General features: G+C 36.1%; 16 protein-coding genes. 11 read left to right on the forward strand and 5 right to left on the reverse strand.

Annotation, left to right across the window (positions count from 1 at the left end; all coding sequences use genetic code 11):
• Window positions 1-6 precede the first annotated feature (6 nt).
• Window positions 7-1,848, reverse strand: coding sequence for a methyl-accepting chemotaxis protein (locus AO843_RS14695; protein ID WP_054611845.1), 1,842 nt, complete (start codon window positions 1,846-1,848; stop codon window positions 7-9).
• 249 nt (window positions 1,849-2,097) lie between these two features.
• Between AO843_RS14695 and AO843_RS14700 the strand changes: the two genes are divergently transcribed.
• Both AO843_RS14700 and deoD read left to right on the forward strand, forming a co-directional pair.
• Window positions 2,098-2,316: a YozE family protein gene (locus AO843_RS14700; RefSeq protein WP_054611846.1), complete on the forward strand. Its 219-nt coding sequence runs from the start codon at window positions 2,098-2,100 to the stop codon at window positions 2,314-2,316.
• A 111-nt stretch (window positions 2,317-2,427) separates the two neighbouring features.
• Entirely contained in the window at window positions 2,428-3,135 is a 708-nt protein-coding gene (gene deoD / locus AO843_RS14705; protein WP_054611847.1) for a purine-nucleoside phosphorylase, read from the forward strand.
• Window positions 3,136-3,287: 152 nt separating this feature from the next.
• On the opposite strand, the gene AO843_RS25600 is transcribed toward deoD, so the two are convergent.
• Window positions 3,288-3,488, reverse strand: a complete 201-nt coding sequence (locus AO843_RS25600; protein ID WP_054611848.1) for a YjcZ family sporulation protein — start codon at window positions 3,486-3,488, stop codon at window positions 3,288-3,290.
• Between the two features lie 205 nt (window positions 3,489-3,693).
• On the opposite strand from AO843_RS25600, the gene AO843_RS14715 reads away from it, so the two are divergent.
• On the forward strand, window positions 3,694-4,164 hold the full coding sequence (locus AO843_RS14715) for a GNAT family N-acetyltransferase (protein ID WP_054611849.1): 471 nt from the start codon (window positions 3,694-3,696) through the stop codon (window positions 4,162-4,164).
• 11 nt (window positions 4,165-4,175) lie between these two features.
• Here the strand turns inward: AO843_RS14715 and AO843_RS14720 are convergent, their stop codons facing one another.
• Complete coding sequence (locus tag AO843_RS14720) at window positions 4,176-4,460, reverse strand: hypothetical protein (RefSeq protein ID WP_054611850.1); 285 nt, start codon at window positions 4,458-4,460, stop codon at window positions 4,176-4,178.
• A 308-nt stretch (window positions 4,461-4,768) separates the two neighbouring features.
• Here AO843_RS14720 and AO843_RS14725 point away from each other — a divergent pair, with 308 nt between their 5' ends.
• From AO843_RS14725 to AO843_RS14760, 7 genes are all read left to right on the forward strand, one after another.
• Window positions 4,769-4,975, forward strand: a complete 207-nt coding sequence (locus tag AO843_RS14725) for a hypothetical protein (protein WP_054611851.1) — start codon at window positions 4,769-4,771, stop codon at window positions 4,973-4,975.
• Window positions 4,976-5,900: 925 nt separating this feature from the next.
• A complete protein-coding gene (locus tag AO843_RS14730) occupies window positions 5,901-6,461 on the forward strand; it encodes a hypothetical protein (protein ID WP_054611852.1) in 561 nt (186 codons plus the stop codon).
• Window positions 6,462-6,535: 74 nt separating this feature from the next.
• Window positions 6,536-7,099 carry a signal peptidase I gene (gene lepB / locus AO843_RS14735; RefSeq protein ID WP_054611853.1) on the forward strand — a complete coding sequence of 188 codons (564 nt, stop codon included), beginning with the start codon at window positions 6,536-6,538 and terminating at the stop codon, window positions 7,097-7,099.
• A gap of 627 nt (window positions 7,100-7,726) precedes the next feature.
• Window positions 7,727-8,140: a GNAT family N-acetyltransferase gene (locus tag AO843_RS14745; RefSeq protein ID WP_054611855.1), complete on the forward strand. Its 414-nt coding sequence runs from the start codon at window positions 7,727-7,729 to the stop codon at window positions 8,138-8,140.
• A gap of 19 nt (window positions 8,141-8,159) precedes the next feature.
• Window positions 8,160-8,615: an HTH domain-containing protein gene (locus tag AO843_RS14750; protein ID WP_054611856.1), complete on the forward strand. Its 456-nt coding sequence runs from the start codon at window positions 8,160-8,162 to the stop codon at window positions 8,613-8,615.
• Between the two features lie 125 nt (window positions 8,616-8,740).
• Entirely contained in the window at window positions 8,741-9,379 is a 639-nt protein-coding gene (locus tag AO843_RS14755) for a DUF2306 domain-containing protein (protein ID WP_054611857.1), read from the forward strand.
• Between the two features lie 165 nt (window positions 9,380-9,544).
• A complete protein-coding gene (locus AO843_RS14760) occupies window positions 9,545-11,098 on the forward strand; it encodes a collagen-like protein (protein WP_054611858.1) in 1,554 nt (517 codons plus the stop codon).
• Window positions 11,099-11,142: 44 nt separating this feature from the next.
• On the opposite strand, the gene AO843_RS14765 is transcribed toward AO843_RS14760, so the two are convergent.
• Window positions 11,143-11,844, reverse strand: coding sequence for a DUF421 domain-containing protein (locus AO843_RS14765; RefSeq protein ID WP_054611859.1), 702 nt, complete (start codon window positions 11,842-11,844; stop codon window positions 11,143-11,145).
• Between the two features lie 174 nt (window positions 11,845-12,018).
• On the opposite strand from AO843_RS14765, the gene AO843_RS14770 reads away from it, so the two are divergent.
• Complete coding sequence (locus AO843_RS14770) at window positions 12,019-13,056, forward strand: serine hydrolase domain-containing protein (protein WP_054611860.1); 1,038 nt, start codon at window positions 12,019-12,021, stop codon at window positions 13,054-13,056.
• 52 nt (window positions 13,057-13,108) lie between these two features.
• Here AO843_RS14770 and AO843_RS14775 read toward each other — a convergent pair whose 3' ends face one another.
• Window positions 13,109-13,804, reverse strand: a complete 696-nt coding sequence (locus tag AO843_RS14775) for a hypothetical protein (protein WP_054611861.1) — start codon at window positions 13,802-13,804, stop codon at window positions 13,109-13,111.
• Between the last annotated feature and the right edge of the window lie 68 nt (window positions 13,805-13,872).

The raw sequence follows: 13,872 nt of genomic DNA on the forward strand, positions 1-13,872 counted from the left end.
AAAAACTCAAACTTTAAACTCACTCACTAGATTACGCAGGCTGTCTGCTTGTTGGGCAAGTTCAGTGGCTGCTGCGTTGATTTCCTGCATGGAAGCGGAGCCCTGTGTGGCTGCAGCGGCGGATGTCACGGTGTTGGCCGCGGATTGTTCTGCATAGGCATTGACGTGAATGAAGTCACTTGCTACGGCATTGCTAAAGTCCAGTGTTGTCGTAATTTTATCTACCATAGCTGCAATAATCGTTGTTGTTTCTTGTGTATGGGCTAAAATGTTGGCCAAGGATTGGTTGGTTTCATTGGTCACTTCAACGCCTCGGATGACAGTAGTGACTCCTTCATGATTTTGGGCAATGATGGATGTGACTTCTTCTTGAATAGATGTCACAATGGCTGTTACTTCCTTCGCAGCACTTTGAGATTGCTCTGCTAGTTTACGAACCTCATCCGCTACAACCGCAAAGCCTCGTCCATGTTCACCAGCGCGGGCCGCTTCAATGGCTGCATTTAAAGCTAGTAGATTTGTTTGCTCGGAAATGGCTGTAATCGTACCAATTATCGATGTAATGTCAGCAGATTTACGACCTAATGCCTCTACCGTTGAGGTAGTGGAGGCCATTGTTTCTTCGATGGATTGCATGACGAGCGAAGATTGTTCCACAGAACGGCTTCCTTCATCGGCTGCTTGCTGCATGGCTACAGAGGCACGATGTACGGCACTGGCTTGTTCGTTTAATTGATGCATAGAATGTTCTAAGTCGCTCATTTTTTGTTGCGCACTATTCATACTGGAAATCGTGTTATCACTATCACTTGCAATGTCAGCTGTCGCATCTGCAATATCTTGAATGGTACGAGCATTTTCATCTGCTAAAGACATTAGTTCCTGACTACTACTCGAAACATGATCAGCCAGTTCACTCACACGTCGAATTAAATTGGAGATTGACTCGATTAACGTATTTGTAGATGCTGCAATAATAGAAAATTCATCGCGATTTCGTACTTTCACACGTCTAGTCAAATCGCCTCCTGCCTGAGCAATATCAAGAATGGAGTCGTTAATCGCCTGCGTATTACGTTTCAAAGATTTAAACAACATAAAACCAAAAATTATGATAGCTAAAAAGCCTACAATGGATACGATAAAGAATGTAGTAATAGAAAGATTCACTTGCTGATTAAGCTTGTCTAACTTTGCTTTATTCGAATCATCCATCACCATATTAATGGATTCAATATTATTATCTATATGCGTTTTCATTGTTTCTCCAGTAGCACCCATCATAAGCTTACGGGCTTGCTCAAGACCAAGTTCATCACGCATGGTCATTACTTTTTTTGAATAATCAAGGTAATTTTTATAATATTGTTCAATGGCCTGCATATGGCCAAGCTCTACTTGTCGATCCTGAAATTGTTCATTTAATGCCGTTAATTTTTTATTAATGGTATCAATTTTTAAATGATAAGAAGTAGAATAAATGCCATTACCTGTAATTAAGTAGCTTTGTTCCAAATTTGTCAGTCTTGCTATCTCGTACGCAAGTTGGTTGACAGTTAACTGCTCTAAGACATTTTTCTTAGTGAAATCTTCCATCTCCTGCTGAAGTTTCTGTATATTGACATAAGACAATATACCCATGACACCGTTAATTACAATAAGAAGTGCGAACATAATAAGCACTTTGCCTCGAATTAAATGGTAAAAACGTTGTCGTTTTTCTTTAATAGGAGGGGGATTGATCCCGGATTCCTCTTGTTTAGAAGCTTTCTTTTTCTTAAAAAAGCTAAAAATAAAGAGAGAAGGGCGTTTTTTTGCTACAATATGAGTTTTTTTAGTCTTTTTCATCGCCATCACCTTCCTATTTTTTTAAGTAATCGATTTCAATTTTATCTTATTTTACTAGATATTTCTATTATTTTTTCTAAAAATTAAAATTTTTCAGATAAAAACAACTGTGACAAAAGTCAGGATTGTCCAAGGAAATAGTTCTAAAATCATGAATAGGTAATATATCTTAGTGGTGGAAATTATGACGAATGCCGTTTTTTTTGATACACTATCGAAAAGTAAATGCAAAAAAGGGGAAATTGTGTGATGAAAAAAAGTTTTTATTTATATGTCCTAACATATCGTGGGGGCGACTGGTCGGACCTTAAGGTACGATTTGCCGAGGAAATGTTTCATGAGCATAATTTTCCAAAGCAAAGCACAGACTTTAATGAGCTATCTGACTACATTGAATCCTATGCTACGGAAAATCTAACAATCGAAGCCTTTGATACTTTGTGGACGCAATATGAGGAACAGGCATAATTGTATGAAAACTATAAATAATTTTTCAGTTGCTAGACGTCTAGCATTGCGTAAATGTCAGAAACACAGTATTATTTATAGTGATAACTGACAGAAAAGAGGGATTGCAGTATGAGTGTTCATATTAATGCAAAAAAAGGTGAAATCGCTGACACAATTTTACTTCCAGGAGATCCACTTCGTGCAAAATACATCGCGGAAACATTTTTAGAAGATGTAACTTGCTACAACGAGGTACGTAATATGTTTGGTTATACAGGTACGTATAAAGGCAAACGTATTTCTGTACAAGGAACTGGTATGGGTGTGCCATCTATTTCTATCTATGTAACAGAATTAATGCAAGAATATGATGTTCAAAAATTAATTCGTGTAGGTACTTGTGGTGCAATTCAAAAAGATGTGAAAGTGCGTGACGTGATTTTAGCGCAAGCAGCAACATCTGATACACGTATGAACCAAATCATTTGGGGCGGTGCAATTGACTTCGCACCAATCGCTGACTTTGACCTATTATTAAAAGCTTACAACGCAGGTAAAGATGCAGGACTTAACTTACAAGTTGGGAATATCTTCACAGCAGATTTGTTCTACTCAGACGAGCATCAAAATGAAAAATTAGCACAATACGGCGTACTAGCAGTAGAAATGGAATCAGCAGCTCTTTACACATTAGCAGCAAAATTTGGCCGTAAAGCACTTTCTGTTCTAACAGTAAGTGACCACATTCTAACTGGTGAAGTAACAACATCAGAAGAACGTCAAACAACATTCAATGACATGATGCTTGTTGCGTTAGAAGCAGCTATTCAAGAATAGTTTAATAATCATTGAGCAACCGAGCTAAAATTAGTCGGTTGCTTTTCTTTTTTGCATAATAGGAGGAAAAATCCAAGGGCCACTAGGCTGGATGTGACCCTTGAATCGTTGACAGAAGGGGGTATGGTAATTAGTTTTTTAAATACTAATTATTAATAATCTTCTTTTTGCATGAACGTTGCGCCAACAATAATGAGAAGAATAAATAGAATAACAATTAACACGAATGTTGAACTATTCCCCTTGCCATGATCCATGCAGTAACCCATGCTATACTCATTACCATAACCGCTATAACAACAATTGTAATTACCTGCACCACCATAATAACCTGCATTTCCGTAATATCCCATGAAAACCTCTCCTTTCTTCAGTTTATAGTATGTAATTTGTCATTGAAGGAAGTGGGGTATTCGTCTAATCAAAGCTAAAAAAAGAGTCACTTACATAAAAGTGATAAGCTGAGGGGGCAAAAATAAACTTCAAAGAAATTAAATATGAGGTACTATTAAGCTCACAACATAAGCACATTTTTCTAAAAGAATAGGAGAATTAAAAATGTTTACTTTCATTAGAAACGATTTGAAATTGATGGAAATAGAAAAGGAAATTATGAACTCGAATTGGGAATACAATTTAATTGCCTATGATAAACAGGTCCTTGGAAATGAAGATATTATAGATACATACGAAGAAACAGCAGCATTGCAGATTGAAAGGTACTTAGTAAAGAAGGGGGATGATTATATAGCTATCTTGGATTATGGAATGTCAAGCCCCCGTCATCAAAAGCCTTGGATAAGTTTACTTGCGGTACACAAGAAATATCAAGGATTAGGATTTGCCAAAAAAATATATACGATGTATGAGGAATTAATGAAAACCAAACAAGTAGACTGTATTCATATCGCAGTTCACTCCACCAATAAAAATGCTTTAAACTTCTGGACTGCACTTGGTTATATGCAGTTTGACGAGAGAAATTACGAAGGTAAAGTTATCAAAAGTTTTGAGAAGTTTTTAATTTAGATATTAAAGATTTACTCATGTGTATTATTCTTTTTGAAAACTCCAACAAGAAGTGTAACCAGTCCGATGAGAAATAGAAATGGGAACAAGATGACCATGAGACCTGCTGCTGCAAAACCATCACCTACTTTTATGCCATAAAAAATAGAAACCACCCAAGCTAACAATGGGGATATGATGACCATAATAGTGATTCCCCAAATAATCAATTTCGTTTTCTTTGACATACCTAGACTTATCATAAAAACAACAGAAACGGCCAACGCCAAAGCTACAACAACTAATCCAATTGCCAAATTAAAACCTCCTAGTCATCCCATCACTAATTATCCAGTTTTTGTTCTAGTGTAACATATTTCCAATTGTTTTTCCTTTTTGGATTTAAAAAAATTGGAATTATGTAACAGAATTTTGCAAAGAGGTAGCTGAAAATAAAAATATGTAGAACGGCAAAAAAATGGTGTTGTTTGTGGCGCCTTTTGGCGTGATTATCAAAAACACGCCAATAAAGTGGCGCTTTGAACGGCAAAAAATGGCGTTAAATTACCATTGAATTGGTATATATAGGAATGATATGATATTAATAACTAAGGAGGGTTTACTTATGAAGCTTTTAGATAGTAATTTTTTTATATTTATTTTGGCATTTGTAATTGCTATTACGTTTGTTAACCCGCCTGTGATAAGTGATGTCAAAAGTTTGATTTATTTTTCAACTTATATCATTATTTTAAACTTAGCTGGATTCATTACAATAAAGTTTTTATTTAAAGTGTATGATTTAGCTATTTTAAAATTGAATAAAAACTAAAGATTTAAAAGTCAGCTCTTTAATGGGTTGATTTTTTTTATGGACAAACAATGATTAAATGGATAAAATTACCTTTATATCAATCACCCCCATTTAACGGCTACAGAAATATATATCACACCTAAATCATCAGCTATTCTCGTTACAAGAATAAAGTAGATTACTAACATATACCAGCGTTTTGAGGAGGTTTTCCATGACTAACAACTATCAAGTAAGAGACAGCCATTTTTTCATTATTGATCCTCTTTCAATCATTATTATGGGGTTGATCATTCTATTTGTTATTGTGATTGTTTTTGTTTTGTGGAATAAAAGAAAGAACAGATGATCTTAAATCAAAAGAATATTTTCAACTAAAGGTATACAAAGAGGTATTTAAAGCAAATATCATCATGCATACGCTTAAAATTATTTTAGTTAGGAATCACTGATAATTCCAATTAAACTGGTGAAAATATGTCGAAGCAAGACATAGGAGCGGTGTAATGAATAAAACTGTTCTTATTGGATTTTGAATAATAAGTATATTAATTTTTGTTCCCACCAATGACTTTATATATGCAGCACAAAGGGAACCTTCACAGCCTTTCGAAGAATTTTTGTCTGAAGTCGGCTATAAAACGGTTGAGTCAGCCTAATTTGAACAAGATTTGTGGCAATATGTGTTTAGTATCTTTTAGGAGGAAATCGAATTTTTCTTTATTTGCTCTATATCCTCGCGTAACTTCTTGATTTCACTGGTTTGTTCCAGAATATTATTGTTGACTCGTCGAATGGCATCGTATATCGCGAATATTCCGACAAAAATAAGAATAGCAAATAATAAGCCCATTATGAAACCTTCTTTCAATTTTTAGAATAATTGTAACATAAAGGGGATCTTTCGAGTATATGAAGAATTATTTGTTCGGAGGTGATTTTTATGCAGGAATATATTTATCATATGGTTCCGCGGGTGATGGTTGGTCAGGAGCTGATGCCTTTAAATAAGCTAAGGGAAATGTTCCCACAATTATATGAAAGATACGCTAAGAAATATTTCGATCATCCTGAGCGACCGAAGCTGTTAACCAAGGAAATCCCAAAACTAAATTGTTTATGGAATGATGTCCTACACTTCTTGCCAATACATCCTTATCATATTTTTAATGTGCTAACAGAGTTAGACATTCAAACGAAAGAAAAGCTATTGTTTTATAAAATTCCTATTCAAAAACTAGCACATAATCAAAATGTGATGTACTTGTATTCAAAAGAAAACTATAAAGGACCAGCAGGTGAATTAGCTACTGAGGATATTATACCTTTTGCTATAGATGAATTTATAGAGATACAACAAATCCCTAAAGAAACTATTGACTATTACGGAATGGAGAATAAGAAAGGGAAGAACTTTGGTGTTTTTGCTTATATCCCTCACGTTTTAAGCCTAGGTCATGTAAATGTGAATGATGTGGAAATTATTACGTGGGATCAAATTTAAGTAAGAATTTTAAATTGAGCAGAAGAAATTAATTTAAAGTGCTGCTTTGAATAGATTGGAGAGTAAAGAATAAATTGAAAAGAGTGAAGAAAAATGAGGTCTTTGAATGGATTAAAGCAATTGTTATCGCTATTATTTTTGTTGTAGCAATTCGTACGTATATATTAACACCGGTATTAGTAGATGGCGCCTCGATGATGCCGACTTTTGAAGACGGAGATAAGGTCATTGTTAATAAAATCAGTAAAAAAATGAAGAAATATGAACGCTTTGAGGTCATAGTTTTTGAGGCAATGGAAAATAAGAATTACATAAAACGTGTAATTGGACTACCAGGTGAACATATCGCCTATAAAGATGATCTTTTATATGTGAATGGAGAACCTTTTGCTGAGCCATATCTAGAAGAATTCAAAAATAAACTAATTGATAACGGAACACTAACTGAAGATTTTACACTGGAGGCATATACTGGGGAGTTAGCGATTCCAGATGGTTATGTATTTGTATTAGGGGATAATCGAAGAAATAGTTCTGACAGTAGGGACCCGAGAGTAGGGTTAATATCATTAAATAAGGTTATAGGAAAAGCCGATTTTCGCTTTTATCCTTTTGACAAAATAAGTTTTTTTAAGTAAATCACTTAAAAACCACTCGATGGAGTGGTTTTTGAATGAACAATAACGAACATATCGTACATTAACAATACGGGAACATCTTGTTCTTAAATAAGGATAGTTTAAGCGCTATCGAAAGTTATTGATCCTAGTTTGAAATATTTAATTCCGATGAATTTATGACTTTTTAACTACTTTTTGACACAAATACACAATTAGTCGGATAATCAATAGATATATAAACGCTTCTATAAAACTCGTTGCTAGTACCATTACATAACGACCGAAATCTTCTAATTCATTAAAATAAAAATTTTGTATTTGCCAATCAAAAAATAATGCTTTGTAACTCGTCAGTAAAAAGATTGGTATGTAATGAAACCAATAAAAGATAGGTAAACTAAATCTATATCCTTTAACTAGCAAAAAACTCCCTCCTATACTTTTAAAACATCATAACATAACAGTCATTAATTAAGCATAAAGCGGAAGTGTTGAAAGATGATATAAAAATTATTAACTAAAGATGAAAATCAATTTTACAATTTGAAAGTGTAGTGGAGCTTAAGTTACCAGCTCGGAAACTATAACGAAATATTTACAATCCTAAAAAGTATAAATCATGGTAATCAAGAAAGGCAGATTTCAATGAAAATGATTCAATCTAACGAAATTCAACCCGAGGTGAAAACATTATTATCCTATGCCACTTCAGAAAAGAAAGTGAATAGTGAGTACCTTTTGTATATCGAATCCCCGGAAAGAGTGTTATATGGCTATTACATCGATCAAAACATTGTCGGTTGTATTGGAATAGTAAAGGAAGACGCAAATCAGTGTGAAATTAAACATATTGCCCTATCGCCAACTTATCGAGGGAAAAAAATTGGACGTGAGATGGTTCGTTTTATTGAAGAGCATTATTCATTTTCTATTATTTATGCTGAAACAGATCAAGACGCTGTGACCTTTTATAAAAATGTTGGATTTCTCATTAGGAGTTTAGGTGAAAAATACCCAGGGGTGGAGCGATTTGCATGTATATTAAACCGCACTACATAGGATAAGAGAGGATAAATAGATGAGTAAATATAATGATAGAGCAGAAGCAGTTTTCTTAACGGGACATGAAAATGAATGGAAAGAGCATTTTGCACTTCAGTTGCAACAGGCTATGCAACACTTCAATTTACAGTATCACCAGCTAGCTAACATGTTGGAAATTTCTCAGCAGGATTTGGTAAATACTTTGAATGTAGACAATAATTTGCCGACTAAAAAAATAGAGGACATTGAAGATAGACTAGTGATGCTCAATTTTGGCTTTGAGGGTTTTGATGCGAGGGAAAGAGTCAAAGTTATCATGAATACTTTGCTAACGGAATTTGAGTTAACGACGGAAATCCTGTCGAATATTCTAAAGATAGAAGAAAGTAAGCTGATTGATTTTCAAAAAGGGCGGACACTAGACAACGACATTGACTTACAAATCGGTGTGAATGTGATGATTTTAAATTATGTTTTACATAAAAGCTGACATATAACGTTGTGGCAGTTAATAGCTTATACAGTCCACTTATCTTCATTTTTCTACCACTTATTCGTTGGTGTGAAAATGTAGTACAGATCCATGTTACGCTTGGATAGAAAGGAGCTACATCGATGAAAAAGAAAACGTGGTTGCTTATGACCGTCTTAGCATTTTTAATAGCGGGCTATTCAGTCGTTCAATATTTTGTGCTGGATGCACATCAAGCGGGATTTGTTCAATTAAAACTGATGCTAAGTGCTACTATAAATTCATTTTGGTACATCATGCTATACATTCATATTATTTTTGGGGTGTTAGCCTTAATAATCGGTCCTTTTGCGTTGTCTTCAAAGTTAAGAGAAAAAAATGTGAAACGTCATCGAAGGTTGGGAAAGATCTATTGCGCTGGTATTTTATTTGGCGGTGTTGCAGGTCTTTATTTAGCATCTAACGCCACAGGTGGGTGGGTGTCACAATTTGGCTTTGCTTCATTATCAATATGCTGGTTATTGACAATGTTTCAAGCACTGGTGAAAATCAAAGATCGAAATATTCAAGGTCATCAAAACTGGATGCTAAGAAATTATGCTTTAACTTTTGCAGCGGTGACCTTACGTATTTGGCTACCTTTGTTTACAGTCGTGTTTGGCTATGAAAATTTTCAGTATTATTATGCCATCATTGCTTGGATATGTTGGGTCCCGAATTTATTAGTGATGGAATGGTTGATCCAGCGTAAACTTGGACAAAGTCTTATTAATTTACACTGAAACATAAAAAGGGCATTCGGTTCTAAATAGAGCCTAATGCCCTTTTTATGCCAAAATAAAGGTATTCACATACTAATTTACCAATTGATCTATAATCTAGGTGCATTAATCATCTCCATTACTAAACTTTTGAATACGATGCAAAAGGAATAGGAGGTGAAATGTTTGAGGTTTAGTTACAGCCGTAATTTTGATAATTTCAAATGTGATTCCAAATGTAACTATCCAATGAAATATAAATGTAATGAATTTGGTTGTAATGGCTATCCATATGATCTGTCTGGAATCCAAGAGCCAATGGGTGTAACAGGAGCTACTGGTGCCACAGGTCCACAAGGGCCACCGGGAGCGGTGGGACCACAAGGGTTGGCAGGTGTTCCTGGCGCAATGGGTCCACAAGGTGCACAGGGATTACAAGGTGCAACGGGACCACAAGGATTGGCAGGAGTTACAGGTACAACAGGCCCGCAAGGATTAGCAGGGATAACTGGTGCTACAGGGTTACAAGGTGCAATAGGTCAACAAGGAGAAATGGGGATAACTGGGGCAATGGGACCCGAAGGACTAACAGATGTGACAGGAGCCACAGGGGAACGAGGAGTAGTGGGCAATACTGGAGCAATAGGTCCACAGGGAGTAACAGGAAATACTGGTGCGACAGGACCTCAAGGGGTAGTAGGAATCACAGGAGCCACAGGATTACAAGGACTAGCGGGAATCACAGGAGCCATAGGAGATAGAGGATTAGTAGGCAATACTGGAGCCACAGGTCCGCAAGGAGTAACAGGAAATACTGGTACGACAGGACCGCAGGGAATAGTAGGAATCACAGGAGCCACAGGGGAACGAGGAGTAGTGGGCAATACTGGAGCAATAGGCCTGCAGGGAGTAACAGGAAATACTGGAACGACAGGACCGCAGGGGATAGTAGGAGCCACAGGACTACAAGGACTAGCGGGAATCACAGGAGCCACGGGATTACAAGGAATGGTAGGAGTAACTGGGACAACAGGATCGCAGGGAGTAACAGGCAATACTGGAGCCATAGGTCCACAGGGAGTAACAGGAAATACTGGTGCGACAGGACCTCAAGGGGTAGTAGGAATCACAGGAGCCACAGGATTACAAGGACTAGCGGGAATCACAGGAGCCACGGGACCCCGAGGGCTAGTAGGAAATACAGGAGCTACAGGATCACAAGGGGCAGCTGGAATCACAGGAATCGCTGGGGTAACGGGAGCAACTGGTGCAAGAGGCACCACGGGTGTTACTGGTACAACGGGTACTACTGGATCTACGGGTTCAAGTGGTTCAGGTCTCATGGAAGTATACTTATCTACAGATCAATCAGTTGGCAATAATGATTTTCTTGGAACTGGCAATTCATCAGCTTCTTTTGTCAGAAGTTCAATCGTTATTCCTGAAAATGCTATTATTCGAAGCTTAACTTTGAATATACGTGATCATTCACTAAATGCAGGACAAACCGCCTCTGCACAAGTATTTATAAGCACGAATGGTGGTTTCACTGCTCCAATAGCAACTGGGATTATTGCGACAGTGACAGGACCAAGCTCAATAACAACTCCAAATAGTTGTGCAAAGGCAAATGCGAACTATTCCATAAATAGTTGTACACTTCTTTCGGTGCAAGTGAATACAACTGGAGGAGCATTTTCAAATGGGGTTTCTGCAACCATCATCTTGACCACTGTTTAGAGAAAAATTATGAGGGGGTCCATCAAACGTTCATTGAGAAACATTTAATATAGGAAAATCTGCAAATTGTCATTTTGATCGATGGTTCCTAAGAGTATATTTTTTAGATTTACTTTATGAGTTGTCGTTAGTTGCTCATGTAACCATTCCTCCGTGTGTTTAGTTTTTTGTAATTCATGATAATCAATTTTTCCTTCTTTAATAAGAATAATCGGTAGAAAAAACGGCTGGGGACTTAGATTCAAATCTGTACGTGTTGTTGTTTGGTGTTGTGTGTGTAAAAAACTAGAGATTGATCCGTCTGGTTCCCATAATGCAAGCGCAACATTTTGAACCTCTTCTATTTTTTCTTTTCTCAATTCAGTCAATAAAAAATCCACTGAAATTCTAGCCTTACGTAAGTTTCTGGATATGATTTTTCCGTCTTTAATAAGGGGGATCGGGGGAGCGTCGATAAAATGTCGAAATGTTAGCCATTTTAGACTCAGAAAAACACCAATGAGATATAAAAATACTAAAACGGTTATGGTAATCATGGAACCCTTCATTCCTAACCCTTCATCAGATAAGGGATGGGCGATAATATTACCAAGAGTGATGGCCATAGCAAAATCCAATAATCTAAGTTGAGAAATAGAGCGCTGCCCCATAATTTTTGTCGCAAAGAGTAAGAAGAAAAAGGCTACAATTGCTCTAAGAATCCATTGAATGGCAGTAAGTGATTCTTGACTATGAAAGAAGTCCACGATGACACATCCTCTTTTTTCTTATTATCTCCTTACCCCACACGATTATGCGAATATTCACGATAAATTCGAGCATTAGGAACTAAATAGACTTGTATAAATGCGAACAAATCGATATTGTTAAAGTAGAAAGAGTTATTATTTAGTAATTTTAAGAAAATCAGGAGAATGCTTATGGAAATAAAATTACAAAATATTATAATGGAAATTCAACAGAAGATTAATTTTTCAGGTACAGTACTAGTGGAAGATCAAGAGAAGGTTGCCTTAGTCAATCAAAGTTTTGGTTATGCTAATCGGTCAGAACAAATCGAAAATAATGTGAAAACTCGTTACGGTATTGCATCTGGTTGTAAACTTTTTACGGCAATCGCTATTTGTCAGCTTATAGAAAAAGGGAAGCTTTCTTTTAACACTAAATTAAGTGAATGTTTAAATTATCATTTTATACATTTTGATGAGCAAGTAACCATTGAGCATCTACTAACGCATACTTCAGGGATACCAGATTATTTTGATGAGGAAGAAATGGAGAATTTTGAAGAGTTGTGGGTTGAAAATCCAATCTATCACCTTCGAAAATTAAGTGATTTTTTACCATTATTTCAGAATCGACCAATGAAATATAAAGTAGGTGATAGATTTCATTACAACAATGCGGGCTATATTTTATTGGGATTAATTATCGAACAAACATCTGGTATGGATTATTCTGATTATATTCAACAATATATTTTTGATCAAGTGAATATGACGGAATCTGGCTATTTTTCATTGGATTCTCTTCCATCTAATACGGCAATAGGTTACATAGACAACCCGGATGGTACATGGAAAACAAATATCTACTCATTACCTGTAAAAGGTGGTTCTGATGGGGGAGCATTTGTAACAGTTCATGATATGGCGAAGTTATGGCATGCACTGATGAACTTTGAACTTTTAAATGAGGATTTAACAAATTACCTGCTAGTGCCTCATGTAGAAATGAATGAGAGCGATTGTTACGGGCATGGTGTATGGATTAAGAAAGATAGTAAAAGCTCTATTTTGAAATATCATGTTATGGGGTACGATCCAGGTGTATGCTTCCACGCAGCATATTATCCAGAAAGCTCCATCAAGGTTGTGATCTGTTCAAACAAATCAAATGGAGCGATTGATATAATGAGAGGAATAGAAGCAGAATTGATTTCCGCCAAAATTATGTAAAGTAAATAGAGCTTGTGAGTAGAATTTTACACACAAGCTCTGATTATTCATATTAAGTAATACCACCGTTCTCATTACAATAATATTCTATCTCAAAATTATGAGGAGAAGAGACACCGTTAAAAGAATAGTAGCCACCTACAGTTATATAGTAGACACGGCCCTCGTCTATCATGAGAGGATCATAGCCTGTTTGCGTCCATTTGCCATCACCTTGTTCAATTTCAGAAGTTAAGGCATGCAAAGCTGAGAACAACTGTCTTCCCTCAGGCGTATTGGCACTTAACTGAGTGTCAAATGAACCATTAATACGAATGATTGTTTTATTTTTCCCTATATGTAATTCCACCAATTTTGGCGCCGCACCTGGTGGATGGACTTCTTTGTTATCGACCATGACAAATGAAGAGTCAATTCTTCCTTTTAACATGTCCTCAAAATCTTTCAGTTCAAGCCAATCGTCTCCCGAAAATGTGTGAATGGGATTTATCTCAAAATCTGTTTGATATTTTCCGTTTATTTGATTGACAATGGAAGTATATTCTTTGTAGTACTGTTCTTTCTGTTCTTGCGTTAAAACTAATGGAATAGGGGCATTGTCATGCTCAGTAGTTGTCATCTTTTCTTTATCGATTTTCTGTTTATCCACTGAAATTTTTGGTGGTGCATGATTGTCCTCTTTTGCATTCTCACAGCCCGTCAGCCATATGGTGCCAAGTACAACGCTTATAAGCCAAAATTTCTTCAACCTTTTCACCTCACTTTAATTAATGAATAAATTTACAATGATTATAACATGCATAAATAGAAAAATTT

The organism is Lysinibacillus sp. ZYM-1, assembly GCF_001308875.1.
Classification (GTDB): Bacteria; Bacillota; Bacilli; order Bacillales_A; family Planococcaceae; genus Lysinibacillus.